The organism is Streptomyces sp. NL15-2K, from assembly GCF_030551255.1.
Lineage (GTDB): Bacteria > Actinomycetota > Actinomycetes > Streptomycetales > Streptomycetaceae > Streptomyces.
On the sequence record NZ_CP130630.1, the window covers coordinates 5,074,799 to 5,098,254 of the forward strand.

27 protein-coding genes are annotated in these 23,456 nt (G+C 69.5%); 13 read left to right on the forward strand and 14 right to left on the reverse strand.

The annotated features are described in order from the left end of the window. Window positions 1-60 precede the first annotated feature (60 nt). The 3 genes from Q4V64_RS22540 to Q4V64_RS22550 form a co-directional block, all read right to left on the reverse strand. Complete coding sequence (locus tag Q4V64_RS22540) at window positions 61-276, reverse strand: hypothetical protein (RefSeq protein ID WP_124441359.1); 216 nt, start codon at window positions 274-276, stop codon at window positions 61-63. After that, window positions 273-548: a hypothetical protein gene (locus tag Q4V64_RS22545; RefSeq protein ID WP_124441358.1), complete on the reverse strand. Its 276-nt coding sequence runs from the start codon at window positions 546-548 to the stop codon at window positions 273-275. The genes Q4V64_RS22540 and Q4V64_RS22545 overlap by 4 nt, the downstream gene beginning before the upstream one ends. Window positions 549-649: 101 nt before the next feature. After that, on the reverse strand, window positions 650-1,066 hold the full coding sequence (locus Q4V64_RS22550) for an ATP-binding protein (RefSeq protein WP_124441357.1): 417 nt from the start codon (window positions 1,064-1,066) through the stop codon (window positions 650-652). Between the two features lie 159 nt (window positions 1,067-1,225). Between Q4V64_RS22550 and Q4V64_RS22555 the strand changes: the two genes are divergently transcribed. The 5 genes from Q4V64_RS22555 to Q4V64_RS22575 all read left to right on the forward strand — a co-directional run bounded on the left by Q4V64_RS22555 (window position 1,226) and on the right by Q4V64_RS22575 (window position 3,265). Further along, complete coding sequence (locus Q4V64_RS22555; protein ID WP_124441356.1) at window positions 1,226-2,077, forward strand: helix-turn-helix transcriptional regulator; 852 nt, start codon at window positions 1,226-1,228, stop codon at window positions 2,075-2,077. Between the two features lie 10 nt (window positions 2,078-2,087). Continuing rightward, entirely contained in the window at window positions 2,088-2,267 is a 180-nt protein-coding gene (locus tag Q4V64_RS22560; protein ID WP_124441355.1) for a DUF397 domain-containing protein, read from the forward strand. Next, window positions 2,267-2,662 (forward strand): nitroreductase family deazaflavin-dependent oxidoreductase, encoded by a 396-nt coding sequence (locus tag Q4V64_RS22565; RefSeq protein WP_124441406.1) that lies wholly within the window; start codon window positions 2,267-2,269, stop codon window positions 2,660-2,662. Before Q4V64_RS22560 ends, Q4V64_RS22565 begins: the two co-directional genes overlap by 1 nt. Window positions 2,663-2,738: 76 nt before the next feature. Further along, window positions 2,739-2,969 (forward strand): hypothetical protein, encoded by a 231-nt coding sequence (locus Q4V64_RS22570; protein WP_124441354.1) that lies wholly within the window; start codon window positions 2,739-2,741, stop codon window positions 2,967-2,969. Continuing rightward, window positions 2,966-3,265: a type II toxin-antitoxin system PemK/MazF family toxin gene (locus Q4V64_RS22575; protein ID WP_172629291.1), complete on the forward strand. Its 300-nt coding sequence runs from the start codon at window positions 2,966-2,968 to the stop codon at window positions 3,263-3,265. The genes Q4V64_RS22570 and Q4V64_RS22575 overlap by 4 nt, the downstream gene beginning before the upstream one ends. Before the next feature lie 22 nt (window positions 3,266-3,287). Here the strand turns inward: Q4V64_RS22575 and Q4V64_RS22580 are convergent, their stop codons facing one another. The 4 genes from Q4V64_RS22580 to Q4V64_RS22595 form a co-directional block, all read right to left on the reverse strand. After that, window positions 3,288-4,745, reverse strand: coding sequence for an aldehyde dehydrogenase family protein (locus tag Q4V64_RS22580; RefSeq protein WP_253267079.1), 1,458 nt, complete (start codon window positions 4,743-4,745; stop codon window positions 3,288-3,290). Window positions 4,746-4,753: 8 nt separating this feature from the next. Next, the gene (locus Q4V64_RS22585; protein WP_124441352.1) at window positions 4,754-6,487 is read right to left on the reverse strand and encodes a D-aminoacylase; all 1,734 of its coding nucleotides are present in this window, start codon (window positions 6,485-6,487) and stop codon (window positions 4,754-4,756) included. Between the two features lie 140 nt (window positions 6,488-6,627). Further along, the gene (locus Q4V64_RS22590; RefSeq protein ID WP_124441351.1) at window positions 6,628-7,746 is read right to left on the reverse strand and encodes an LLM class flavin-dependent oxidoreductase; all 1,119 of its coding nucleotides are present in this window, start codon (window positions 7,744-7,746) and stop codon (window positions 6,628-6,630) included. A 158-nt stretch (window positions 7,747-7,904) separates the two neighbouring features. After that, on the reverse strand, window positions 7,905-8,675 hold the full coding sequence (locus tag Q4V64_RS22595) for a glucose 1-dehydrogenase (RefSeq protein WP_124441350.1): 771 nt from the start codon (window positions 8,673-8,675) through the stop codon (window positions 7,905-7,907). 227 nt (window positions 8,676-8,902) lie between these two features. On the opposite strand from Q4V64_RS22595, the gene Q4V64_RS22600 reads away from it, so the two are divergent. Continuing rightward, window positions 8,903-9,628: a hypothetical protein gene (locus Q4V64_RS22600; RefSeq protein WP_172629290.1), complete on the forward strand. Its 726-nt coding sequence runs from the start codon at window positions 8,903-8,905 to the stop codon at window positions 9,626-9,628. A 59-nt stretch (window positions 9,629-9,687) separates the two neighbouring features. Next, the gene (locus tag Q4V64_RS22605) at window positions 9,688-10,479 is read left to right on the forward strand and encodes a hypothetical protein (protein ID WP_124441349.1); all 792 of its coding nucleotides are present in this window, start codon (window positions 9,688-9,690) and stop codon (window positions 10,477-10,479) included. Window positions 10,480-10,503: 24 nt separating this feature from the next. Here the strand turns inward: Q4V64_RS22605 and Q4V64_RS22610 are convergent, their stop codons facing one another. From Q4V64_RS22610 to Q4V64_RS22620, 3 genes are all read right to left on the reverse strand, one after another. Next, window positions 10,504-11,148, reverse strand: a complete 645-nt coding sequence (locus Q4V64_RS22610) for a LuxR C-terminal-related transcriptional regulator (RefSeq protein WP_124441348.1) — start codon at window positions 11,146-11,148, stop codon at window positions 10,504-10,506. A 123-nt stretch (window positions 11,149-11,271) separates the two neighbouring features. Beyond that, window positions 11,272-12,186, reverse strand: a complete 915-nt coding sequence (locus Q4V64_RS22615; RefSeq protein WP_124441402.1) for a TIGR03619 family F420-dependent LLM class oxidoreductase — start codon at window positions 12,184-12,186, stop codon at window positions 11,272-11,274. Between the two features lie 20 nt (window positions 12,187-12,206). After that, window positions 12,207-13,505, reverse strand: coding sequence for an amidohydrolase family protein (locus tag Q4V64_RS22620; RefSeq protein ID WP_253267077.1), 1,299 nt, complete (start codon window positions 13,503-13,505; stop codon window positions 12,207-12,209). 210 nt (window positions 13,506-13,715) lie between these two features. Between Q4V64_RS22620 and Q4V64_RS22625 the strand changes: the two genes are divergently transcribed. The 3 genes from Q4V64_RS22625 to Q4V64_RS22635 all read left to right on the forward strand — a co-directional run bounded on the left by Q4V64_RS22625 (window position 13,716) and on the right by Q4V64_RS22635 (window position 17,430). Next, window positions 13,716-16,706 carry an AfsR/SARP family transcriptional regulator gene (locus Q4V64_RS22625; RefSeq protein ID WP_124441347.1) on the forward strand — a complete coding sequence of 997 codons (2,991 nt, stop codon included), beginning with the start codon at window positions 13,716-13,718 and terminating at the stop codon, window positions 16,704-16,706. Between the two features lie 205 nt (window positions 16,707-16,911). Beyond that, a complete protein-coding gene (locus Q4V64_RS22630) occupies window positions 16,912-17,103 on the forward strand; it encodes a hypothetical protein (RefSeq protein ID WP_124441346.1) in 192 nt (63 codons plus the stop codon). A gap of 180 nt (window positions 17,104-17,283) precedes the next feature. Beyond that, a complete protein-coding gene (locus Q4V64_RS22635; protein WP_172629289.1) occupies window positions 17,284-17,430 on the forward strand; it encodes a hypothetical protein in 147 nt (48 codons plus the stop codon). A 171-nt stretch (window positions 17,431-17,601) separates the two neighbouring features. Here Q4V64_RS22635 and Q4V64_RS22640 read toward each other — a convergent pair whose 3' ends face one another. Genes Q4V64_RS22640 through Q4V64_RS22650 form a run of 3 tightly spaced genes read right to left on the reverse strand, consistent with a single transcriptional unit; the run spans window position 17,602 to window position 18,910 of the window. Further along, the gene (locus tag Q4V64_RS22640) at window positions 17,602-18,000 is read right to left on the reverse strand and encodes a hypothetical protein (protein ID WP_172629288.1); all 399 of its coding nucleotides are present in this window, start codon (window positions 17,998-18,000) and stop codon (window positions 17,602-17,604) included. Further along, the gene (locus tag Q4V64_RS22645) at window positions 18,000-18,290 is read right to left on the reverse strand and encodes a hypothetical protein (RefSeq protein ID WP_124441400.1); all 291 of its coding nucleotides are present in this window, start codon (window positions 18,288-18,290) and stop codon (window positions 18,000-18,002) included. The genes Q4V64_RS22640 and Q4V64_RS22645 overlap by 1 nt, the downstream gene beginning before the upstream one ends. 41 nt (window positions 18,291-18,331) lie before the next feature. After that, the gene (locus Q4V64_RS22650; protein ID WP_124441345.1) at window positions 18,332-18,910 is read right to left on the reverse strand and encodes an ATP-binding protein; all 579 of its coding nucleotides are present in this window, start codon (window positions 18,908-18,910) and stop codon (window positions 18,332-18,334) included. Window positions 18,911-19,026: 116 nt separating this feature from the next. Here Q4V64_RS22650 and Q4V64_RS22655 point away from each other — a divergent pair, with 116 nt between their 5' ends. The 3 genes from Q4V64_RS22655 to Q4V64_RS22665 are packed head-to-tail and all read left to right on the forward strand — an operon-like array spanning window position 19,027 to window position 21,132. Further along, window positions 19,027-19,878, forward strand: coding sequence for a helix-turn-helix transcriptional regulator (locus Q4V64_RS22655; RefSeq protein WP_124441344.1), 852 nt, complete (start codon window positions 19,027-19,029; stop codon window positions 19,876-19,878). After that, entirely contained in the window at window positions 19,859-20,062 is a 204-nt protein-coding gene (locus tag Q4V64_RS22660) for a DUF397 domain-containing protein (RefSeq protein ID WP_124441343.1), read from the forward strand. The genes Q4V64_RS22655 and Q4V64_RS22660 overlap by 20 nt, the downstream gene beginning before the upstream one ends. A gap of 59 nt (window positions 20,063-20,121) precedes the next feature. After that, on the forward strand, window positions 20,122-21,132 hold the full coding sequence (locus Q4V64_RS22665; protein WP_216377633.1) for a hypothetical protein: 1,011 nt from the start codon (window positions 20,122-20,124) through the stop codon (window positions 21,130-21,132). Between the two features lie 1,384 nt (window positions 21,133-22,516). On the opposite strand, the gene Q4V64_RS22670 is transcribed toward Q4V64_RS22665, so the two are convergent. Further along, on the reverse strand, window positions 22,517-23,386 hold the full coding sequence (locus Q4V64_RS22670) for an alpha/beta hydrolase (protein WP_124441326.1): 870 nt from the start codon (window positions 23,384-23,386) through the stop codon (window positions 22,517-22,519). Window positions 23,387-23,456: the final 70 nt, after the last annotated feature.

Sequence of the window (23,456 nt, forward strand, 5' to 3'; positions counted from 1 at the left end):
GAAGTAGTAGACGACCGTCACGCCCAGGCCCGGCGTGTGCGTGTGCGTGTGCGTGTGCGTCTATACGACGGTGATCGCCTCGGCCGAGTCACGGGCAAGTGGTGTCGTGTACGTGTATTCCACGGACGGAAGCCGCCAGCCGGGGATCTCGCGACCCACCGCCGGGTCGTGGCCGATGGCCACGAGTGCCTCCCGGACGACTTCCCGCTCCCCCTCCGTCAGGTCACCGAACGCCTTCCTGGCGGGCTCGGCCTCCTCCAACGGGACTTCGTTCACGTGCCGCCGCCTCCGGCGCGCGCTTCTTCCAGGGCCGCCATGATCTCGGGCGAGTTCCTGATCAGGATCCGGTGCCGGTAGGCCCGGACGACAGCGGCGGCGCCCGCGAAGTCGTTGGTGGGGGAGGCTCCTATGGCGGCCGCCAGCTCTTCCTCGAACCGATCCCGGTCGCCCGGGAAGCCGTAGCGGCTGAGCGCGCTGCGCAGGTCGTCCACGGTCCGGATCTCGGGCACCGGCATCGCTCCCCAGCCGTGCTCGGGCTGTGCGCTCATCGTCTGCTCCTGGTGAAAGGGCATGGCTCCGCCTCCCAATATGGCGCCGCCCGCCCAGGGCAGACAGCGCGCTCCCTCGCCCACGCCCCGTACGACCCCGCTCACCATGGCGCCGCCCCGCTCCCGCACTCGGCCCACAGCAGCTTCCCGCCCTTCGACGCGCCCCACGCGTTCGCGCAGGAAAGGACCAGGTGCAGTCCACGGCCGTCTTCCGCGTCCAGTGGGGGTGCGGGGCCATCCCGGTCCGCGAAGCCGGGCGGTACCTGCGGGTCCGTGTCCCAGACGGCCACCCGGAGCCGGGCGGGCTCGGCCGAGCGGAGGCGGAGGGCGTACGGGCCCTTGGTGTGACGGTGGAAGTTGGTCAGCAGCTCGGCCGCCAGCAGTTCCGCGTTGGGGGTGAGCTCGGGCATCTCGTGCGCGGCCAGAATCAGTCTGAGGGCGCCCCGCGCGATGCCCGGTGCGCGTGGATCGTGCGGGAGGTGCAGGGTGTAGTTCCAGGACGGGGATACGGTGGCCATGGAAGTCTCCGGTCACTGAGGGGAGTTGGGCGGATGCGCGCCTGGAAATGAAGACAGAGGCTCAGCAAATGCCATTTGCGAGCTCTGGAGATACTTCCCCTCAACTTCCCTCGTGTGAGTGACCCGCCCACGGAACACGCGTTCAGGAGGAGTTCGCACATGCCCGCCAGACCCCCTCTGACGGCCCGCCGCCTCCGGCTCGCCGTGGAGCTGCGCAAGATGCGCGAGCGCGCGGGCATGACGGCGACCGAGGCCGCGCGCACGCTCAGCACGAGCCAGGGACAGCTCAGTAACGTGGAGTCCGGCCGATTCGGGGTAAGTCCGGAGCGCGTCAGAGCGCTGGCCCGCATCTACTCCTGCCCGGACCAGAGATTTATCGAGGCCCTGGTCGGCATGGCGACCGACAAGACGTTCGGCTGGTGGGAGTCGTACCGCGAGGTGCTGCCGTCCGGGCTCCTCGACCTCGCCGAACTGGAACACCACGCCACCGCCGTGCGCACCGCGTACACCTCCCACATGCCGGGGCTGCTCCAGACCGCCGATCACGCCCGTGAGATCTTCCGGCACGTCATCCCCGCGCCCACACCGCCCGAGGTCGAGCACCGCGTTTCGCACCGGATCAAACGGCAAGGGATGCTGTACGGGTCCCACCCGACTCCGTACAGCACCGTCGTGCACGAGGCAGCCCTGCACATGGGCGTCGGCGGCCGGAGCGTGGCTCGCGCCCAGTTGCAGCATCTGCTCGACATGAGCGAGCGAGAGCACATCACCCTCCGCGTACTCCCGTTCGGCGTCGGCGCGTTCCCTGGATCGGGCCAGTCCATCAACTACCTGTACGGCCCCGTTCCGCAGCTCGACACCGCGCAACTCGACCAGTTCCACGGCCCGGTCCTTCTCGACGCCGAGGCCCTCCTGCAGAAGTACCGGAACCTCCTCGACATCGTGGAAGCCACCGCCCTCAGCCCCGAGAAATCCCGGGATCTGATCCACACCATCACCCAGAACCTGTAAGGGAGCCGACATGTCCTGGCACCACTGGCAGAAGTCGTCCTACTGCCAGGAAGGCGACGCCTGCGTCCACATATCCGCCACCCACGAATCCGTCCAGGTCACCGAAAGCGCCGACCCCACCCAAACCGTCCTCACCACCACCCCCATCACCTTCAGCGCCCTGCTCGACACACTCAAGGCGTCGAAATGATGTCCCGCCAATCCGAGACGAAGTACCGGGCGGTCACCGCCTTCCAGCGCCGGATCGGCAACCCGGTCCTGCGCCGCCTGCCGACCCAGACCCTCCTGGAGACCACCGGCCGCACCTCCGGCCTGCCGCGCCACACGCCGGTGGGCGGGCGCCGGGTCGGGAACTCCTTCTGGCTGGTCTCCGAGTTCGGCGAACGGTCCCAGTACGTCCGCAACATCAAGGCGGACCCGAGGGTCAGGGTCCGCATCCGGGGCCGCTGGCACACCGGTACGGCCCATCTCCTCCCCGACGACGACCCCGTCGCCCGCCTGCGCAGCCTGCCCCGGTTCAACAGCGCGGCGGTGCGAGTGGTGGGGGCGGGGCTGCTGACGGTGCGGGTGGACCTGGACGAGTAGATGAGGAACGGAGGGAACGCCCCGTCACCGCACCGGTTCTCCGTACGCCGGGCATGGCAGGCCGTATGATGACAGCATGACGATGAACATGACGATGAGCCTGCCGGACGATGTGGCCGCTTTCGTGAAGTCCAAGGGCAACGCTTCGGCCTACACGGCCCGCATACTGCGTCGGCAGATGCTCGCCGAGGAACTGGAGAAATCCGCGCGTGTGCGCGCCGAAGCCGGGATCGTAGCGACGACCGCAGAGCCCGCCGAGAGCGAAGAGGACACCTTGGAGCGGTGGGCGCGGGTGGCAGGTCGGTGAAGCGGGGGCACATCTACGCACTGTCCTTCGCTGGAGGACCGGCGCACGTTCTCGTCATCTCGTCCGACGCCCTCAATGCCCAGCACAAGTCCGCGACCTGCGTACTGATCTACCCGCAGCGAGTACGCGAGGCGACGCTCGTGGACATCCCCGTCGATGCGCCCTCGGTCGGCACCATCGTGCTCGGCGAGTTCCGCACGCTGTCCGCCGTCCGCTTCACCGAGGAGCTGGGCCCTGTGGAGGAGCGGGTCATGGAGGCAGTGGAGATCGGCCTCCGCGCGGTGTTCGATCTGTAGCCGCGAGCAAGCTCCCCGCCCCTCACCCCGGCCAAACGATCGCCTGCACCTCGCTGTACGCGTGCAGGGCATAAGACCCCACATCCCGCCCGACCCCGCTCTTCTTGAACCCCCCGAACGGCGCCTCCATGTTGCGGCCGACCGTGTTCACCCCCACCCCGCCGGCCCGCAGTCGCCTCGCCACCCGGAAGGCGCGGGAGACGTCCGCCGACCAGACGTAGTCGATGAGCCCGTAGTCGGTGTCGTTGGCCAGTTCCACTCCCTCCTCCTCTTCCTCGAAGGGAATGACGACGATCACCGGGCCGAAGATCTCCTCCCGGGCCACCCGCATGTCGTTCGTGCAGTCGGCGAGGAGGGTCGGCGCCACATAGAAACCCCGGTCGGACACAGCCGGCCGTTCACCACCCGCGACCACCACCGCCCCCTCCTTCCGGCCGAGCTCCACATACGCCTCCACGCGGTCCCGGTGCGCCGCCGAGATCACCGGCCCCACCACCGTGTCCGGCTCCCTCGGGTCGCCCACCTTCAACCGGCCCGCGTACGCCGCCAGTTGCTCGACCAGCCGGTCGTACACCCCGCGCTGGGCCAGCACCCGCGTCGGTGCCGTGCAGATCTGACCGCTGTAGAAGGAGAAGGTCGTGCCGATGCCCGCCACCGCCGAGCCGACGTCCGCGTCGTCGAGGACGACCGCCGCGCCCTTCCCGCCCAGCTCCATCAACTGCCGTTTCATGTCCCGGCCGCAGACGGAGGCGATGCGGCGGCCGACCGCCGTCGAACCGGTGAAGCTCACCATGTCCACGTCCGGCGACTCCACGGCCGCCTCGCCGACCTCCACCGAGCGCCCGGACACCACGTTCACGACCCCGCGCGGCACCCCCGCCGCCTCCAGCGCCTCCGCCATCCGGTAGACCGACAGCGGATCCTGCGGGGCCGGCTTCACCACCACCGTGTTGCCCATCGCGAGCGCGGGGGCGACCTTCCCGGCCGGGTTCGCCCACGGGTTGTTGTACGACGTGATGCAGGTGACGACCCCGACGGGCTGGCGCACGGCCAGCGCGCCCATCACCGCCGCCCGCCCCATCGGCCCGGCCTCGTTGATCTGCGGCGGGATCGCCCACTCGGCGGGCTCCACGCGCGCGTACCGCCGGAAGCGGGCGGCGGCCACGCCCACCTGCATGCGCCGCGCCGTCGCCGTGGTCGCCCCGGTCTCCGCCCGGGCCAGCTCCGCGTACGGCTCCAGCCGGCCGCCGATGATCTGCGCGGCCCGCGCCAGTACGGCCGCCCGCTCCTCCGGCGTCGTACGCGACCACGGCCCGAAGGCCTCGCGGGCCGCGGCACAGGCCGCGAGCACCTGATCCCGCGAGGCCTCCGGAGCCCGGCCGACGGTCTCCTCGGTCGCCGGGTCGACGACCTCGTAGTGGCCGGCGTCCGGCTCGACCCAGGCGCCACCGACGAACAGCCGCTGCCCCTCGGCAGTCACCCGAGCGGTCACCTGGTCGCCACCGTCCGCGTGTCCCGCCCCGAGCGCAGCACCTTCCCCGGCACCGCCCCGCTCACCCGGTCGTCCCGGATCGCCTCGACCCCGTTGACCCACACGGCCCGGATCCCGATCGCCTTGGAGTCCAGCCGGGGGTTGTCGCCCGGCAGGTCGTGCACCAGGGTGGCCGTGCCGGCCTCGATCCGTTCCGGGTCGAAGAGGACCAGGTCGGCATGCCAGCCCTCCCGTATCCGACCCCGTTCCCTGAGCCCGAACAGCCGCGCCGGGTCGTCCGTCAGCATCTTCACGGCCTGCTCCAGGCTCGCCAGCTTCCGCCCGCGCAGGCAGTCCCCGATGAAGCGGGTGGTGTACGGCGCCCCGCACATCCGGTCCAGATGCGCGCCCGCGTCCGAACCACCGAGGAGCACGTCCTCGTGCTGCCAGGTCTCGGCGCGCAGGGACCAGGACGCCGGGTCGTTGTCGGTGGGCATGGGCCACAGGACCGTACGCAGCTCGTCGGCCGCGCAGATCTCCACCAGGCAGTGGAACGGGTCCTGGCCGCGCTCCGCCGCGATGTCCTCCACGACCCGTCCGCTCAGGCCGCGGTTGGCCTCGCTGTAGGTGTCGCCGATGACGTACCGCCCGAAGTTCGTCAGCCGCCGGAAGACGCCCGCCTCCTTGGAGTGGGCGCGCTGGAGCATCTCGGCCCGGACGTCCGGGTCGCGCAACCGCGCGATCCGCTCCGGGACCGGTAGCCCGAGGATCGGGCCCCACCCGGGGATCAGATTCAGCGCGCAGAACGTGCCCAGGGACATGTTCATCGGCGTGAGGATCGGCATGGTCAGGGCGACGACCCTGCCGCCCGCCTTCCGGGCCCGTTCGCTCGCGAGCAGCTGCCTGGGCACCCGCTCGGGGACGGACGCGTCGATCGTCAGGACGTTCCAGTTCAGGGGGCGTCCCGCCGCCGCGCTCATCTCCACGAACAGGTCGATCTCCGCGTCGCTGAACTGGTCGAGACAGCCCGCGACGATCGCCTCGATCTGGGTGCCCTCGTGTTCACCGACGGCGCGCGACAGGGCCACCAGCTCGTCCGGCCGCGCGTGCCGGGAGGCGACCGGCTTGCCGTCCCCGTCGGAGTGGCTGGACGACTGGGTGGTGGACAGCCCCCAGGCGCCGGCCTCCATGGCCTCGTGGAGCAGCCGGAGCATGGCCGCGAGCTGCTCCTCGCTCGGCTGCCCGCCGATCGCCTCCGGCCCCATCACGTACCGCCGCAGCGCACAGTGCCCCACCATGAAACCGGCGTTGACGGCGATCCGCCCCTCCAGGGCGTCCAGATACTCACCGAACGAGTTCCAGCCCCAGGGCGCCCCCTCCTCCAGCGCGACCAGGGACATGCCCTCGACCCTGGACATCATGCGGCGGGTGTAGTCGGCGTCCTCGGGGCGCTCGGGATTGAGCGGGGCGAGCGTGAAGCCGCAGTTGCCGGCCGCGACCGTGGTCACCCCGTGGTTCAGGGACGGGGTGGCGTACGGGTCCCAGAACAGCTGGGCGTCGTAGTGGGTGTGCGGGTCGACGAAGCCGGGGGCGAGGACGAGGCCGGTGGCGTCCTCGGTGGTGCGGGACTCCTCGGCGACCTCACGACCGATCACGGCGATACGACCGTCACGTATCCCCACGTCGGCGGTGGAGGCGGGGGCGCCCGTCCCGTCGACAACGGTCGCGCCCTTGATCAGGTGGTCGAGCATGACGTCGCTTGCCTCCTCAACTCCGGTGCGGGTGACGCCCTTCAGGGGCGCGGGGCTGTGTCAATATGCGGCTCCGCCGCGTGGGCGCGACCAGCCAAAGACGGCCCGCAGCCGCGAACGACCCGCAAGCTCCACGGCGATCAGGCAGACTGCCGAAACCACGTAGTGCGGTGCACAGGATCCGTATCGATCTTCGGAATCACGTGCTCCCCGATCAGCCGAATCGTCTGCAGCGTCTCCTCCTTCGGCACCCCCACCGGCAGCCCGAAGCTCAGCTGATCGGCCCCCGCCTGCTCCCACCGCTTGCACTGCTGGAACACCTCGTCCGGGTCACCGCAGATCAGCAGTTCCTCCTCGATGAGGACCTCGACGAAGTCGGCGGTGTACTCGGGCAGCGTCTCCGGCCACACCGGGAAGCCCTCGGGGCGCGGGAAGGTGTCGTGGTAGCGGAAGACGAGGGACGGCAGGTAGTGCAGCCCGCCGTGCACGGCGATCCGCACCGCCTCCTCGTGCGTCGGCGCGCAGATGGCGGTCGTCGTCACCATCACGTTGTCGTTGACGAAGGCACCGATCGGCTCGGCGTCCACGACCGCCGTCTTGTACTGCTCGAGGACCCACTCCATGTCGGAGACCTTCTGCACGCTGAAGCCGAGCACCCCGAGGCCCTTGCGGGCGGCCATGGCGTACGAGGGGGGCGACCCGGCGGCGTACCACATGGCGGGGTGGGACTTCCCGTACGGCTTGGGAAGGACCTTCCTCGGCGGGAGCTGCCAGTGCTTGCCCTGGAAGCCCTCGTACTCGTCCTGGAGCCACATCTTGGGGAACTCGGCGATGGTCTCTTCCCAGATCTCCTTGGTGTGGTTCATGTCGGTGATGCCCGGGAGGAAGCCGAGGATCTCGTGCGACCCCGCCCCGCGCCCGCTGCCGAACTCGAAGCGGTTGCCGCTGAGGTGGTCCAGCATGGCGACCTTCTCGGCGACCTTCACGGGGTGGTTGACCTGGGCGAGGGGGTTGAAGATCCCGGACCCGAGGTGAATGCGCTCGGTGGCATGCGCCAGATATCCGAGAAAGACGTCATTCGCCGACAGGTGCGAGTACTCCTCCAGGAAGTGGTGCTCCGACGCCCAGGCGTACTTGAAGCCGGACCTGTCCGCCTGGATGACGTACTCGGTCTCCTCCATCAGCGCCTTGTGCTCGGCCAGCGGGTCGGTCTCGGCGCGTTTGCCCACGTATCCCTGTACAAAGAGCCCGAATTCCAAGGAGGTTCACCGTCCCCAGTCTGTTTCCGACTGTCATTTCTGACGCACCGTCAGATTTGCCGATCTGCCGCCGACTGTGGCACCGGGCGCGTGGACCGTCAATAGCTGACGGCCAGTCAGAAATACTCGGACGGCACTCGGACGGCACTCGGACAGCATCAGACGATGGACACCCCGGCCAGCCACCCTCCGTCGATCACGAACGGCTGCCCGGTGATGTAGGACGAGTCGTCGCACGACAGGAACAGCGCGAGCCGCGCCACCTCCTCCGGCTTCCCGATCCGCCCGAGCGGCACGAGCTTGCGGTAGAACCGGTCGAGCCCCCGGGATGCCTCCTCGGCGTCCGCCGCCGGATCCAGCTGGGCCGGGTTGGACATCGCGGTGTCGATGGCGCCCGGGCACATGGCGTTGACCCGGATCTTCCGGGCCGCCAGCTCCAGGGCGGCGACCCGGGTGAGCCCGAGGATCGCGTGCTTGGTGGCCGCGTAGGCGCCCACGGCCGCCATCCCGGTCACGCCGGTGTACGAGGCGGTGTTGACGATCGTGCCGCCGTCGCCCATCTCTGGGGCGACCGTCCTGATCCCGAGGAAGCAGCCGACCTGGTTGACCCGCACGACCTGCATGAACTCGTCGAGGGGCGTGTCGACGAGGGAGTTGAACCGCAGGATTCCGGCGTTGTTGACGAGCCCGTCGATGCGGCCGTGGGCGTCCCTGGCGGCGGCGACGGCGGAACGCCAGTCGCTCTCCTCGCTCACGTCGAGGTGGACGTACAGCGCTCCCAACTCCTTGGCCAGCGCCGCCCCTTGATCGTCCAGTACGTCCGCTACGACGACCTCGGCGCCCTCCGCCGCGAAGAGCCGCACCTCCTGCTCGCCCTGACCGCGTGCGGCGCCGGTGACGATGACGACCCGTCCGTCGAGCTTGCCCATACGGGACCTCCTTCACGGGGTGGAAGGCGGCATCGTACTGATGCTCCGTCAGATATGGAACGCCCCAGAGCGCGACATCGGCGAAACGAAGATCACCGCTTTAGCAAAGTGAGATAGGCCACTCCAAGTGACTTGCGAGTAGGGACATTTAACCCTGTCCACCCTCTGCGCGCGGCCCAATAATCCTGAGGCAGAAGGCAAAGAAGCCGCCAAGGACGGAGCATGAAATGGCCAAGAGGGCCCTGAAGAACAAGAAGATCCGCATCATCGCGATCGGAGCCGCGCTCTCCACCGGTGCCGCGATCGTCTCTTTCCTGCCGTCGGCCAACGCGGCGGACGAAAAGACGCCCGAAGAGATCATGGTCATGTGCAACCGTGCCGAGTTCATCAACGGCGAGAAGCAGAGTCTGCGCCAACCCGTCGGAGACAATTTCCTGGCCGACACCTGCGATTTCGTGGAGACGAAGTTCGAAACCTTCAACGGTCCCACGGTGAAGCAGACGCAGGACTTCTCGAACTGCGAACCCAACGCCACCAAACCGGCGACGGTCACGGCCGCATGGACGGAGTCGGTGGCGCAGGGACAGGGCACTTACAGCGTGACCCAGCAGGGCGCCTCGGGCGGGCTCTTCGGATTTCTGACCGGCGCCTGGAAGAAGCACAAGGCGACGTTGGACATGACCATCAAGGAGGCGACCGTCAGCGAGTCGGAGCTGAGGTCGGTCCCGGTCGGCAAGGTGCTCCACGTCGAGTTCACGCCGAAGATGCAGCGCATGACCGGCGTCTGGAAGGTGCATCTCGACGCCCGCGCGGCGAGCCTCGGCGTCAACGCCCAGCCCGAGAAGAACTTCGAGGCCCCGGAAGTGGTCGAGGGTCCCGTCGTCCTGGGGTCGGCCGCGGGCGCACCCGGAATCGCGGACGGCATCTCGAAGGCGGTCCTGACCGACTGCTGACCGACCTCACCTCCCCTCACCTCCCCTTACGTCCCTTCCCCCGGTACAGGAGACACACGATGACACGCACCGGCCGCAGCGGAAGCCACCGGAGCAAGAAGAAGCGCATCACCCTCGTCCTGGCCCCCGTGGCCGCCCTCGCGGTCGCGGTCCCCCTGATGAACAGCGCGGGCGCCGCCACCCCCAGCGAGGTGGCCACCGACTGCGAGAACGACTCGGACAAGCTGGAGAACTGCGAGTTCGTCGACGTCCAGTTCAAGAGGAACAGCCTCGGGCCCAACGAGCGGGTGTCCGGCGTGTCCGAAAACTGCGGAGTCCAGAGCACGGCGACGAAGTCCTTCAGCGTGAGCTCGTCGGTTACCAGGGTCATCCAGCTGGAGAACGGATCCAGCGTCGACATCGGGACCAAGCTGGAGTCGTCGATCTTCAATATCGGCGTCGAATTCAACTCGCAGGAGATCAACATCACGCGCGACGACAAGAGGACTTCGTTCTCCTTCACGCTCAGCAACACGGTGGAGGCGGACCACATCGGCTTCTTCATGTGGTCCCACAAGCGCACCGACGTGAGCGGATACCTCAAGGCCACCTACAAGGATCCACAGGACGGCCAGACCGTTTTCTTCTCCCCCAGCGAGGGGTCCGCCGAGATACACGTCTTCTACCCGCAGATCCTGAACAACGGGACCCCGGACGGCCGTCTCTGGCTGCGCAACGTGAAGTGTGGAACCCCGCAGGCCGACGCGATTCTCAAGAGCGAAAACAGCGTCCGCATCGAACCCGGATTCGGTGAGGGCGGCGAAAACGTCACCGACGTCGAAATCCCGGTGTCGGAGATTCCGGCTCCGTAACGGATTCTCCCGCACGCCAGGTTTTCAGATGCGAAGCACGGATGCGGCTCCCAGCCACCTCAGTACCGCGTCCGTGCTTCCACGGGCGTCCAGCTTGGCGTAGATGTTGCTGAGGTTGTTGCGGACGGTCTTCTCGCTCAGCCCCAGCCCCAGCCCGATCTCCTGCGCTCCCAGGCCGGTCGAGAGCAGGTCCATGATCTGCCGCTCGCGCGGGGAGAGCAGGGACCGTAGGCGCTCCAGCGCGGTGCCGGCCGCCGACATCCGCCGGACGCCCTCCCGGACGGCGTCGCAGGCGAGGGGCGAGAGGTAGGTGTGGCCGATGGTGGCCGCGAGGACGGCGGCGGACAGCAAGCAGGTGCAGTAGTCGCCCTCGACCAGGTAGGCCCCGCCGCCGCGGAACACATCGAGGACCGACTCGGTGTCCCGGCGCGCGCTGATCACGATCACGGGGACACCTAACTCCCCCATGGCACCGAGGAGTTCGGGGAAGCTCGTCGCCGGATCCGTGCAGCGGAGTACGACGACGTCGACGTCCTCGGGCACACGGAAGGGCCGGGACAGGTGCACGACCCGGCCTACGTGGCGGTCGTCCGGGGCGGGCCAGTCCTCGTGCGGCCATCCGCCGTCAGGGCAGGCCAGGGCTAGGGAGAGTCGCTGGGGGGATCGCACGCCACGGTGTCCTTCCGCCGAAGTCTCACGTCCGTACGTCCGTACGTACGCGAAGCGGCGTGCACATGTTCAAAGTTTCAAGAAAAAGGAGGTCGGACTGTCAGACAGGTTGTCCGGAATCCCTCACAGCAGCGGCGCCACCTCCGCCCCGAACGCGGCGATCTGGTCGGTGAGTTCGGTGCGGCTCCGGCTGCGGAACCGCACTTGGATCTGGTGCACGCCCATCGCGCGGTAGGCGCGCAGCGACTCGGCGAGTTCCTGCGGCCCTCCGCTGAGGGTGCGGGGCTTCACGTCCCAGGTGGGGGTGCCGACGTAGAGGGGCTCGGCGATGGCGCCGATGGTGAAGGGCCCCTGGATGGCGTGCTTTGCGCGGATGTCCCGGATCCGCTGGATCTGCTCGGGCAGTCGATCACGCGGATCCCCCTGCGGCAGCCAGCCGTCGCCCTTGAGCGCGGCCCGGCGTACGGCGGCGGGGGACGATCCGCCGACCCAGAGCGGCACGCTGGACTGGGCCGGGCGGGGCCGCTGCCCGAGCCCGTCGAAGTCGTAGAGCTTGCCGTGGTGTTCGGGGAACTCGTCGGGCCCGAGGGCGGCGCGCAGCGCGTCGACGCACTCGTCGAGCACGGCCCCCCGCTGCCGGAAGCCGACCCCGAGCGCCTCGAACTCCTCCCGCACATGCCCGGCGCCGACCCCGAGGATCAGCCGCCCGCCGCTCAGATGGTCGAGGGTGGCGTACTGCTTGGCGGTGAGCAGCGGATGCCGCAGCCCGACGACGGCGACGTGACTGAGCAGCCGTACCCGCTCGGTCGCGGCGGCGAGGAAGGCGAGGGTGGCGACGGGGTCGTACCAGACCGTGCTCATCGCGGGCGCGAGGCGGCGCGGGATGGCGACGTGGTCGCAGCAGGCGACGTAGGAGAAGCCGGCGCGGTCGGCGATACGGGCGATGTCGAGGAGGTCCTCCGGACCGGCGGCGGCCTCCCACGGTTCGGCGTAGATCGTGCTCTGGGACTGGACGGGGAGCTGGATGCCGTACTGGATCACCGTGGGCCGTCCCAGAATCACCGTGGACCGTCCCAGAATCCGTCGGGTGTCAGCCCGAGCAGCTCGATCGCGTTCCCCCGTACGATCCGCTCCACCACGTCGGCGTCCAGGTGCCCCATCTGCGCCTCGCCGACCTCCCGGGACTTCGGCCAGGTGGAGTCGGAGTGCGGGTAGTCGGTCTCGTAGAGCACGTTCCCGACCCCGATGGATTCCAGGTTCCGCAGCCCGAAGGCGTCGTCGAAGAAGCAGCCGTGGACGTGCTCGGCGAACAGCTCGGACGGCGGCCGGTGGACCTTGTCGGAGACGCCGCCCCAGGCCCGGTTCTCCTCCCACACCACGTCGGCGCGCTCCAGGATGTAGGGGATCCAGCCGATCTGCCCTTCCGCGTACATGACCTTCAGGTTCGAAAAGCGCTCGAACTTGCCGCTCATCAGCCAGTCGACCATCGAGAAACAGCAGTTGGCGAAGGTGATGGTGGAGCCGACGGCGGGCGGGGCGTCGGCGGAGGTGGAGGGCATACGGCTGCTGGAGCCGATGTGCATGGCGATGATGGTGCCGGTCTCGTCGCACGCGGCGAGGAAGGGGTCCCAGTCGTCGGTGTGGACGGAGGGCAGTCCGAGGTGCGGGGGTATCTCGGAGAAGGCGACGGCACGGACGCCGCGGGCGGCGTTCCGCCGCACTTCCCGGGCCGCCAGCTCGGCGTCCCAGAGGGGGATGAGGGTGAGGGGGATGAGCCGCCCCTGCGCCTGCGGCCCGCACCACTCCTCCACCATCCAGTCGTTGTAGGCCTGGACGCAGAGGAGCCCCAGCTCGTGGTCCTTCGCCTCCGTGAAGGTCTGGCCGCAGAAGCGGGGGAAGGTCGGGAAGCAGAGGGCGGACTGGACGTGGTTGACGTCCATGTCGGCGAGGCGGGCGGGCACGTCGTACGACCCCGCCCGCATCTGCTCGTAGGTGATGACCTCGAGCTTGATCTCGTCCCTGCTGTAGCCGACGGCGGTGTCGAGGCGGGTGAGGGGGCGGTGGAGGTCCTCGTAGACCCACCAGTCGCCGATGGGCCCGTCTTCCGTGCCCGGGGTGCCCATCACGGGCTTGAAGCGGCCGCCGAGGAAGGTCATTTCCTTCAGGGGCGCACGGACGACGCGGGGCCCGATGTCGAGGTACTTCTTCGGGAGCCGGTCCTGCCAGACGGTGCTCGGCTCCACGGTGTGGTCGTCGACGGAGATGATCAGCGGGAGTGGGGGCTGCGTGGTGGCGGCCTGGGCGGAGGTCTGGGCGGAGGTCTGGGCGGAGGTCTGGGTGGAGGTCTGGGTGTCCATGACGCTCACGGTAGCGCCGATCTGACGGTCCGTCAGCTATGGCGATGCGGCCTGCTTGCGGCCGCCCCCGTGCGGATAAGTGCGAAGAACATGTGAGGGCCTCGTGATATCCCGCGCGCCTCCCTGTGATCACCTTCTCCACAGCTGACGCATCTGCCATGAGCAAGGCAAACTGGCGGGGTTGCTCAGGATTTCTAGGGGGACGACGGGATGGACGGTGTACCGCGAGTGCCCGAGGTACCGCGAGTGCCGGAGCAGAGGCGTCCCGACTCCGGCTTCGGGGAGGGGGTGGAGGCGGAGGCGGTGGCGGTGGCGCCGCGTTTCAGCGTGCTCGGTCCGATACGCGCCTGGCGCGGCGAGGAGTCGCTGAACACCGGTTCACCCCAGCAACGCGCCCTCCTCGCCGCCCTGCTGCTGCGCGAGGGCCGTACGGCGACCGCGGCCGAGCTGATCGACGCCCTGTGGGGCGAGGAACCCCCCTCACAGGCCCTGGCGGCGCTGCGGACGTACGCCTCCCGGCTGCGCAAGGTCCTCGGCCCCGGCGTCCTGGTGAGCGAGTCGGGCGGGTACGCGGTGCGTTCGGTGGGGGAAGGTGCCCTGGACCTCGCGGTGGCCCAGGAGCTGGGGGCGGAGGCGGAGAAGGCGCGGAACGCCGGGAACCTGTGCCACGCACGTGACGTACTGAACCGGGTGCTGGCCCTCTGGGACGGCGAGGCGCTGGCGGGCGTGCCGGGCCCGTACGCGGAGACACAGCGGGTCCGCCTGGAGGAGTGGCGGCTCCAGTTGCTGGAGTCCCGCCTCGACATGGACCTGGAGCAGGGCTGCCACGCGGAGGCGGTCTCGGAACTGACGGCCCTGACGGCGGCGCACCCGTTGCGCGAGCGCCTGCGCGAACTGCTGATGCTGGCGCTGTACCGCAGCGGCCGCCAGGCGGAGGCCCTGGCGGTGTACGCGGACACGCGCCGCCTCCTCGCCGACGAACTCGGCGTGGACCCCCGCCCGGGCCTGAGCGAACTCCAGCAGCGCATCCTCCAGGCGGACCCGGGCCTGGCCGAAACGTCGGCACCGGTGACGGAACCTGCCGCCGTACCGGTCCGCCCCGCCCAACTCCCGGCAACCGTCCCCGACTTCACGGGCCGCACATCCTTCGTCTCCGAGCTGAGCGAGGTGCTGGCGTCGGCGGAGGGCCGGGTGATGGCGGTGTCGGCGCTGGCGGGTATCGGCGGCGTCGGCAAGACGACCCTGGCGGTACACGTGGCGCACCAGGCGCGGGGCGCGTTCCCCGACGGCCAGCTGTACGTCGACCTCCAGGGCGCCGGCGCGAGGGCGGCGGAACCGGAGACGGTGCTCGGCTCCTTCCTGCGGGCGTTGGGCACCGCGGATTCCTCCATCCCCGACTCACTGGAGGAGCGCTCGGCCCTGTACCGCTCGGTTCTGGACGGCCGGCGGGTGCTGGTGCTGCTGGACAACGCCCGCGATGCCGCCCAGGTGAGGCCCTTGCTGCCCGGCACGGAGGGCTGCGCGGCGCTCGTGACCTCGCGGGTCCGGATGGTCGACCTGGCGGGGGCGCATCTGGTGGACCTGGACGTGATGTCCCCCGACGAGGCACTGTCCCTCTTCACCAAGATCGTCGGCGAGGAGCGAGTCCGCTCGGAACGCGAGGCGGCGCTGGACGTGGTGGCGGCGTGCGGCTTCCTGCCCCTGGCCATCCGCATCGCGGCATCCCGCCTGGCGGCCCGCCGCACCTGGACGGTCTCGGTCCTGGCGGCGAAGCTCGCGGACGAACGCCGCCGCCTGGACGAACTCCAGGCCGGCGACCTGGCGGTGAAGGCGACCTTCGAGCTGGGATACGGGGCGCTGGAGCCGGCACAGGCACGGGCCTTCCGGCTGCTGGGGCTGGCGGACGGGCCGGACATCTCACTCGCGGCGGCTGCGGCGGTGCTGGACCTCCCGGTGGAGGACACGGAGGACCTGCTGGAGTCCCTCGTGGACACGTCGCTGCTGGAGTCGGCGGCTCCTGGCCGGTATCGCTTCCATGACCTGGTCCGGCTCTACGCGCGTGCGTGCGCGGAGAGGGACGAGGAGCCGGCGAGCGCGCGGGATGCGGCGATGTCGCGGTTGCTGGACTTTTATCTGGCTACTGCGGCGGGGGTTTATGCGATTGAGCGGCCGGGGGATCGGCTGGTGGATCACTTGGAGGCGACCGCTTACCCAGGCCTCGTATTCGAGACCCCGCGCGCTGCGCAGGATTGGCTCTACTCCGAAGCGAACTGCCTCATAGCGTGCGTACGCCAGTCCATCGACGCCCGGACTCTGAGAAGGGGCGTTGATCTGCTGTGGGCAACCAAGGACTTGGCGGAGTCAGGCGCCAACGCACGCGCCTATGAAGTGGCGGCCCGTACGGTGCGGGACGCCGCGCACGCGGCCGGAGACACCCGCACCGAGGGCCGTGCCCGCACTGTGCTGACGAACGTCCATCTTGTCGCGGGTCGCTTCAGCGAAGCAGATGAGGAAGCACGACTCGCCTTGGAACTCGCCGGGGATGCCGACGACCCGCTCCCAAGCTGCTGGGCTCCCAACGACCGAGGCATCATCGCCATTTACCAGAATCGGCATGCCGACGGTGAACGCTACTTGCAGCAGGCGATCGACAACTTCCGAGACGACGGCAACGACGTCGGCGAGGCAAGTGCACTGTGCAATCTCTCTCGAATCCACCTCGCCATGGGTCGGACTGGCAGTGCGATCGAGCTTGCTCAGCGGGGCATCGACATCTACGACCGTATGGGCCTCACGCTGAGGCTCGCCAACGGCCGATACGCCCTGGGCATCGCTCTGACTCAGGCCGGACAATTCGCGGATGCCCTCGAGCAGCTCACCGATGCGCTGGCATTGTTCCACGACAATCGTCAGCCTCTCTGGGAAGGCGTCACGCACTTCCGAATTGCGGAGGTGCACCTTGCCGCCCATCGCCCCACACTCGCAGCGAGCCACGCCGAACAGGCGATTGCGCTGCGCGGCATCGGCGGGGAGTGGCGACGCGGAACCGTACTCACCGTCCTGGGGAAGGCCCTCGCCGAGCTCGGCCAGTCCGACCGCGCGACCGCCTGCTGGCGAGAAGCTCTTTCCATTTACGAGCAGTTGGGTTCCCCCGAAGCCGACGAGCTACGTGAGCTCCTGGCCCCGGCGGCTGCCGCGTAGCAGGTAACGGCACCGTTCATCGTTCGTTTATCGCCGCTCGGCACTCTTACGTACATCGATCCGTCGCGTCGGGGGGCAGACGGATCATGGAGAGGCCACACCGTTAGGGTGAGCGGCCCAAATGCGCCCGTCCGACGGCCCTCGGGGGAGTCGTCGGACGGGTCGCTCCGACTGTTTGCGGTACGACTTGCTGGAGTTGATGATCATGAATGAGGCCGAGAAGGACGACGATGTCGTCAAGCCGCTCGACAACCACGCGTCCGCTGTTGAGGAGAACGTCACCAACGCCAAGAAGGATCAGGCGTCGGAGAGCGAGATAACCACCCTGGACAACCATGCGTCGGGGGGAGGGGCTGCCACACCCCAGGACAATCACGCCTCCGACGAGACTGCGTGAAGTTGTTCTGACGGGGGAGTCGGCCGCGGCGGCGCCGAGGGGGAGCCGCCGCGGCCGATGTGCAACTGCATGATCCATGCCATTTCCTGGCGCGAACCGTTCGATCCTCTCGAACAGTCGCCCCCCACGGCACTAGCGTCACGTGATGTTCAGAGGTCCACTCTTCTACCAGGAGCTGGAATGACTCGCACCAAGAAGATCGTCGCCACCATCGCCCTGGTTCTCAGTGCCACCGCCGCTGCCGCAAGCCCGGCCCTGGCCGAGAACCATGCCACGACGTCGCCGCAGGAAACTGTCGTGGCGCCGCTGGAGAACCACGCCACCTGATATCAAGTCGGCAACTGACAGCGATGTGGCCGGGCTTGGGCTCGGCCACATCGCCATGTCACCCCGGTGCCGTCGGGCGGTTCAACCTCCCACACCAGGAGCCTCTTCGATCTCATCGAACAGACCGCTATAACCGTCGAGCACATCCTGGCCCGCGGTTCATCGTCACCATCACAGCGCAACGACCCGAACCCCCTCCCCGCACAACTTCGTCATGTCGTCCTCGTCGGACGTGTAGAGCACGACGCTCCCGCCCAGCCGCCCGGCGATCACGGCCAGCGCCGCATCGATCGCGTACTTGTGGCCGTGCAGTCCGGTGTCCCGCAGCAACCCGACCGCCCTCTCGGCAACGTCCCGCGTGACCGGCTCCACCACGACCCGGGACATCGCCCACGCCCAGGCGGCATGCTGCACCTGCCCGTGATAGGCCTCGATCAGGGTCATGGAGCTGGTGACGACGCGGATGCCGGAGCGGTGGGCGTCCTTCAGGCGGGCGATCATCTGGCGGTCACCACGAACCGCCCTGGACAGCCCTTCGCAGTCCAGCACGTAACTGGTAGCAGCAGTCATCAGCCCGCCATCGGGTAGTGAGAGCCGTCACCATCGGCCGCGTCAGCCTCGAGGGCAGCGAAGTGTCGCTCATGTTCCCGCCGTTCCGCCTCGGCCTCGGCAAGCTCGGCCTCCGTGAGAGGACCGTGCTCTTCCTCAAGCCAGGCCACCAGCTCCCCCAGCCGGTCCTGCTCCCGCTGACGCTCTATGGCCCGCGTGACGTACGCACTGAAGTTGCCTGCCCCCACCTCACGCCGGATCTCCTCGGCGAGCTCCTCCGGCAGCGTCACGGTGTACTTCTTGGTTGCCATACCGCTCACCATACCGCCGTACGCCACGCTCAGCCCGACGCTCACTCGCCCTCCGCCAGCTCGCACCAAACCGTCTTGCCCGATGCCCCCTGCTCCACGCCCCAGCGCAGCGCCACCGCGTCGAGGAGAGCGAGGCCGCGCCCGGCCTCGTCGTCGCCGGTGGCACGCACGAGCACCGGGAGGGCTCGCGTATCGGGATCGGTGACCTCGACCCGAATCCGGCCACCGTCACCGTCCACACGGGCCACCCGCACACGGACCGGCGTCCCCTCCCCCACATGCCGGATCACGTTGGCCACGAGCTCGGTGACGCACAGCTGCACATCGGCGCAGGGTCCACCCAGATGCAGGCGTACGGCACGACGAAGGTCCGGGACCGCCTTGGGGGTGGCCGGCAGGTCGAGGTCCAGGCCTCCCCGCAGCACCGCCGCGAGCTTGCGCGCCGTCACGGTGTTGCAGTTGCCGAGCGCGACCAGGCCTGCCGGGGGCGCATAGGTGCCCGCGAAGGTCGGCAGGTCTGCGCGGAGGGAGGGAAGCGTGATGCCGTGGGCGGCGAGGGCGGTACGAAGGTCGGTCACGCAGTGGTCCACGTCGGCGGCGGGGGGCTGAGGGTCTTGCATGGGGCGGCGCCTTCCTGTGCGCTCTGTGACGAATCACTCACACAGTGGCGTGACATTGCGTACCGTAAAAGAGGTTTACGTTGCGCAACGCAACTGGAAAGAGACGGTGGTGAGTTGTGCCCCCACGCAAGGATCCCGACGCCTCGGCGAACGTCCCGTCCTTCTACGGCGCCGAGTTGCGCTACCAGAGGGAGCTCGCGGGTCTGACGCTCGAACAGTTGGCGGAAGGGAGCTTCCACGGCATCCCCTTTCTGAGCCAGATCGAGCGCGGTGAGCGCCGGATGCCCCTGGATCTCGCCCAGCACGTCGACAAGGTGCTGAGGACGGACGGGTTTTTCGAGCGGCGTTGTGAAGACGCCCGCAGGGCCCGGCAGTCGGGGCATGCGGAGTATTTCGCGGACGCGGCGGAGATGGAGCAGCACGCGGAGACGATCGAGGACTGGGCACCGATGATCGTGCCCGGGCTGCTGCAGACGGCACCGTACGCACGGGTGATCGTGCGAGCGGCCATGCCCCGAGCCTCGGACGGGGAGGTCGAGGAGAAGGTGGACGCCCGGATGGGGCGGGCCAAGCTCTTCACCTCGGAGAACCCGCCCAAGTTCTGGGCGATCCTCGACGAGTCCCTGATCCGCCGAGCCGCTCTTCCTCCTGTGGAGATGGCGGAGCTGCTGGAGCACATCTCGGGGGTGATCAGGACCACGCACTCCCTTTTGCAGATCGTCCCGGAAACCTCCGCCGCGCACCCGTTCATGATGGGCATGACCAGGATCATGACCTTCGCGGACGCTCCTCCCGTGGTGTACACCGAGAGCCTGCACAGCGGCCAACTCATCGACTATCCGGCGCTCGTGAAGCAGTACCGGGAGTCGTACGATCTGCTCAGGGCCGTCGCAATGCCGCCTGAGGCGTCCCTTGCGATGATCGAGGCTGCGGCAGAGGACTATCGACATGGCAAGTCACGAGAATGACTTCAGCGCCGCCCGCTGGCGCAAGAGCAGCTACAGCAACGGCACTGGCGGCGAATGCGTCGAGGTCGCCCCCAACCTCCCCACCACCGTCCCGGTCCGCGACTCGAAGCGGGCCGGCGATGGCCCCGTACTCCTCTTCAGGGCCTCGGCCTGGACCACCTTCCTCACGTCCGTGAAGCGCTGACCTCCACCGGTTGTCCACAGGGGCGAGCAGGCAGGCGGCTCCTCCGGGACAGTGGACGGGTGGAGCGGGTGGAGCGGGTGGAGCGTACGGAGTTGAGGGCGCTGGTCGAGGGAGGCGTGTTGCTCACCTCGCGGGCGCTGGGGGCCGGGTGGTCTCGGGTTCCCCTCTTCCGGAGGCTGGACTCGGAAGGGTGGACCCGGGTCCGGAGCGGCGCCTGGGCCGAGCCGGGGCGGAGGATCGATCTGGCCGTACGGCTGAAGGCCGCCCAACTCCTCAGGCCGAGGCTGGTCGTGAGCCATCGTTCGGCTGCCTGGCTCTTGCAGATCGAGACCCTGGACGTACGTAGGGAGGACCGAAAGCCCCCGGCCCTCGAGTTCACCGACCCGGGGCTCCGCATCCGGCAGAGCCTCACGGACGTACGGGTCCACCGGATGCCCCTCGCCGAAGTCGACATCGTGCAGTGCGAGGGGCTGCGCGTCACGGACGTCCCCCGCACCGTCGCCGACCTCCTGCGAGCCGGGCCGCGGGAGGGCGCCCTGGTAGCCGTCGAGTCCGCGCTCGGCTACCGCACCGTCGCGGGCGTACGCCGCCCACCGCTCACCACCCCGGCCGCGCTGGCCATCGCCCTCAAACCCCCTTTCCACGGAGCCGCCCGCGCTCGGGACTGGCTCAGCCTCGCCGACCGCCGCTCCGGCTCACCGGCGGAAACCGTCGCCCGCCTGCGCATGCTCGACGCCGGCCTGCGTCCCGAGTCCCAGGTCGAGCTCCGCGTCCCCGGCGGCGGCCGCCGGTTCCTCGACTTCCTCTTCCGGCGGGAGGGAGTGGCGGTCGAGATCGAGGGCTACGCCTACCACGGCACGCGCGAGGCGCACCGACGGGACGTCTCCCGCTTCAACCAAGTCCTCCGCTGCCCCGAGGTACGCACCCTGCTCCGCTACACCGCCGAGGTCGTCTTCCACCACCCGGCGCAGATGATCCAGGAGATCCGCTCCGCCCTGAGCGCGGCCGCGACTGGCGAGGCACTCGGCCGCTCCGTGGAGGGTGTTGGGCACCCCGGCGTCTTCAAGTGACCGTCGGGGCCGCCCGCTTCTTTGCCAGTGTCGTGCTTCCGCGAGCCGAGTCAAGGGCGCTGCGTTCCGCTGCGCTCCACTCCGCGTCGCCTCCGGCGATCGGCCTCCGGCCGACCCTTGACACGGCTCGCTCCAGCACGGGTGAGAAGCGAGCGGGCGGCCCGGAAAGGCGGGTGGCCAGGTCGGCAGCCCTTTCGGGTAGGTCGGGGGGTGGCCCGGCGTCCGGGGGCGCGCTCGCGCCTCGCCAGCACGCCGGGTGGTCTCAGCGGCGATCGGCGAGTGGGGGGTGCGGGCGCACCAGCGGGACGGGGGCACGCCGGGTGGTCTCGGCGGCGATCGGCGAGTGGGGGGTGCGGAGCGCGCTGGCAGGGCGAAGGCACGCCGGGCCGGTTCAGCGGCGATCGGCGAGTGGGGGCGCGGAGCGCGCTGGCCGGGCGGGGCACACCGGGTCGGCTCAGCGGCGATCGGCGAGTGGGGGCGCGGAGCGCGCTGGCCGGGCGGGGCACACCGGGTCGGCTCAGCGGCGATCGGCAAGTGGGGGTGCGGCGCGGTGGCTGGGACGGGCGCTCGTGTCGGCTCAGCGACGCTCGGCCCGCCCGTGGCCGGAGGCGCACCAGGGTGGCGGCACGCCGGGTCGGTTCGGCGGCTTGCAGTGAGTGAGGGGTGCGGAGTGGGGTCCGCCCCCTTCGAGTCAGCTGAGCGCCGGACGCTCCCCCCATAATTGGCAGATCTGTTCCACCCACCGGGACCGCCGACCTGGGCTTTTCCCCTCCCAAGGTGGAACAGATCTGCCAATTACCTGACCCTGACAAGTTCGGACCGGTGCGGGCCGCCGTGGTGGCTCGGCCCCGGCTAGCCATCGGCCGCCTGGTCGGCTCGGCGTGCCGCCACCCGGCCTGCCTGGCCGGCCGGTGCGCCCGGCAGCCGCCCGCTCACCGCGAGACGCCGAACCGGCCCGGCGTGCCCCCGCCCGGCCAGCGCGCTCCGCACCCCCCACTCGCCGATCGCCGCCGAGACCACCCGGCGTGCCCCCGTCCCGCTGGTGCGCCCGCACCCCCCACTCGCCGATCGCCGCCGAGACCACCCGGCGTGCTGGCGAGGCGCGAGCGCGCCCCCGGACGCCGGGCCACCCCCCGACCTACCCGAAAGGGCTGCCGACCTGGCCACCCGCCTTTCCGGGCCGCTCGCTCGCTTCTTCCCCGTGCTGGAGCGAGCCGTGTCAAGGGTCGGCCGGAGGCCGATCGCCGGAGGCGACGCGGAGTGGAGCGCAGCGGAACGCAGCGCCCTTGACTCGGCTCGCGGAAGCACGACACTGACAAAGAAGCGGGCGGCCCCGACGGCCACTCCACAAACCGGCGTTCACACCAACCCAGCCCCGGCCACCTCAAGCCCGGGCAAGGAGCCGTTGGAGTGCTGAGGTGACCTCGGCCGGGTGTTCGTCCATCACCCAGTGGCCGGCCTCGTCGAGCATCGTCAGTTCGGCGTGCGGGATGCGCTCGGCCAGTTCCGTGGCGATCTCGGGGCGCAGGTAGGTGTCGTCCCGGCCCCAGATGATCGCGGTCGGGCAGGCGATCCCGCCCAGCCTCCGGCGCAGCTCGGGACGGACCGCGACGCGGTACTCACTGCAGAAGTGGACCAGCCAGCGGCGGCCCTCCGGCGTGCGCATCCAGCCGACGTAGCTGTCCAGGAGCTCGTCGTCGATGATGCCGTGGCGGACGAGGGAACCGAGCGCGCTGCGGTGGATGTCGACGAGGGGGAGTCGCGCCATCAGGGTCCGGAGCACGGGCGTCCGTCCAGCCAGGCTGGCCAGGCCGAAGACGGCCGTCCAGTGGGGGACGAAGGTGGACTGCGCGCGGCTGTTGCACAGGGCCAGTCGGCGGACGCGGTCGGGGTGGGTCTCGGTGAAGCCGAGGGAGAGGAAGCCACCGTAGTCGTGGCCGGCCAGGTTCACGGTCTCGATGCCGAGCGCGTCCAGGAGCCGGCCGACGCGGGCCACTTCGGTGTCGTAGTCGAAGCGCAGGTGCAGTGGGCGCTCGGACCGGCCCCAGCCGAGGAGATCCGGCGCGATCACCCGGTACTCGCGGGCCAGTGCCGGGATTTGGTGGCGCCAGCTGCGGTGGCTCGCGGGGTAGCCGTGCAGGAGCAGGACAGGCTCACCGTCGGACGGCCCCGACTCCCAGCAGGCCATCCGGGCACCGTCCACCAGAACCGTGCGGGCGCGTCCAGTCCCCGCGCCGGGCTCCCTCGCACTCATCCAATCCCTAGCCCCTGCTCCCTCATGTTCAGCTCGGCGATGTGCTTCCGGTGACGCTTCTCGGCTGATG

What these genes read in the sequence shown, in the direction of transcription:
- Q4V64_RS22545 (WP_124441358.1), bottom strand. Translation starts at nt 548, where the DNA reads ATGAGCGCACAGCCCGAGCACGGCTGGGGAGCGATGCCGGTGCCCGAG.
- Q4V64_RS22550 (WP_124441357.1), bottom strand. Translation starts at nt 1,066, where the DNA reads ATGGCCACCGTATCCCCGTCCTGGAACTACACCCTGCACCTCCCGCAC.
- Q4V64_RS22555 (WP_124441356.1), top strand. Translation starts at nt 1,226, where the DNA reads ATGCCCGCCAGACCCCCTCTGACGGCCCGCCGCCTCCGGCTCGCCGTG.
- Q4V64_RS22560 (WP_124441355.1), top strand. Translation starts at nt 2,088, where the DNA reads ATGTCCTGGCACCACTGGCAGAAGTCGTCCTACTGCCAGGAAGGCGAC.
- Q4V64_RS22565 (WP_124441406.1), top strand. Translation starts at nt 2,267, where the DNA reads ATGTCCCGCCAATCCGAGACGAAGTACCGGGCGGTCACCGCCTTCCAG.
- Q4V64_RS22570 (WP_124441354.1), top strand. Translation starts at nt 2,739, where the DNA reads ATGACGATGAACATGACGATGAGCCTGCCGGACGATGTGGCCGCTTTC.
- Q4V64_RS22585 (WP_124441352.1), bottom strand. Translation starts at nt 6,487, where the DNA reads ATGCTCGACCACCTGATCAAGGGCGCGACCGTTGTCGACGGGACGGGC.
- Q4V64_RS22595 (WP_124441350.1), bottom strand. Translation starts at nt 8,675, where the DNA reads ATGGGCAAGCTCGACGGACGGGTCGTCATCGTCACCGGCGCCGCACGC.
- Q4V64_RS22600 (WP_172629290.1), top strand. Translation starts at nt 8,903, where the DNA reads ATGGCCAAGAGGGCCCTGAAGAACAAGAAGATCCGCATCATCGCGATC.
- Q4V64_RS22605 (WP_124441349.1), top strand. Translation starts at nt 9,688, where the DNA reads ATGACACGCACCGGCCGCAGCGGAAGCCACCGGAGCAAGAAGAAGCGC.
- Q4V64_RS22620 (WP_253267077.1), bottom strand. Translation starts at nt 13,505, where the DNA reads ATGGACACCCAGACCTCCACCCAGACCTCCGCCCAGACCTCCGCCCAG.
- Q4V64_RS22625 (WP_124441347.1), top strand. Translation starts at nt 13,716, where the DNA reads ATGGACGGTGTACCGCGAGTGCCCGAGGTACCGCGAGTGCCGGAGCAG.
- Q4V64_RS22630 (WP_124441346.1), top strand. Translation starts at nt 16,912, where the DNA reads ATGAATGAGGCCGAGAAGGACGACGATGTCGTCAAGCCGCTCGACAAC.
- Q4V64_RS22635 (WP_172629289.1), top strand. Translation starts at nt 17,284, where the DNA reads ATGACTCGCACCAAGAAGATCGTCGCCACCATCGCCCTGGTTCTCAGT.
- Q4V64_RS22640 (WP_172629288.1), bottom strand. Translation starts at nt 18,000, where the DNA reads ATGACTGCTGCTACCAGTTACGTGCTGGACTGCGAAGGGCTGTCCAGG.
- Q4V64_RS22645 (WP_124441400.1), bottom strand. Translation starts at nt 18,290, where the DNA reads ATGGCAACCAAGAAGTACACCGTGACGCTGCCGGAGGAGCTCGCCGAG.
- Q4V64_RS22650 (WP_124441345.1), bottom strand. Translation starts at nt 18,910, where the DNA reads ATGCAAGACCCTCAGCCCCCCGCCGCCGACGTGGACCACTGCGTGACC.
- Q4V64_RS22660 (WP_124441343.1), top strand. Translation starts at nt 19,859, where the DNA reads ATGGCAAGTCACGAGAATGACTTCAGCGCCGCCCGCTGGCGCAAGAGC.
- Q4V64_RS22670 (WP_124441326.1), bottom strand. Translation starts at nt 23,386, where the DNA reads ATGAGTGCGAGGGAGCCCGGCGCGGGGACTGGACGCGCCCGCACGGTT.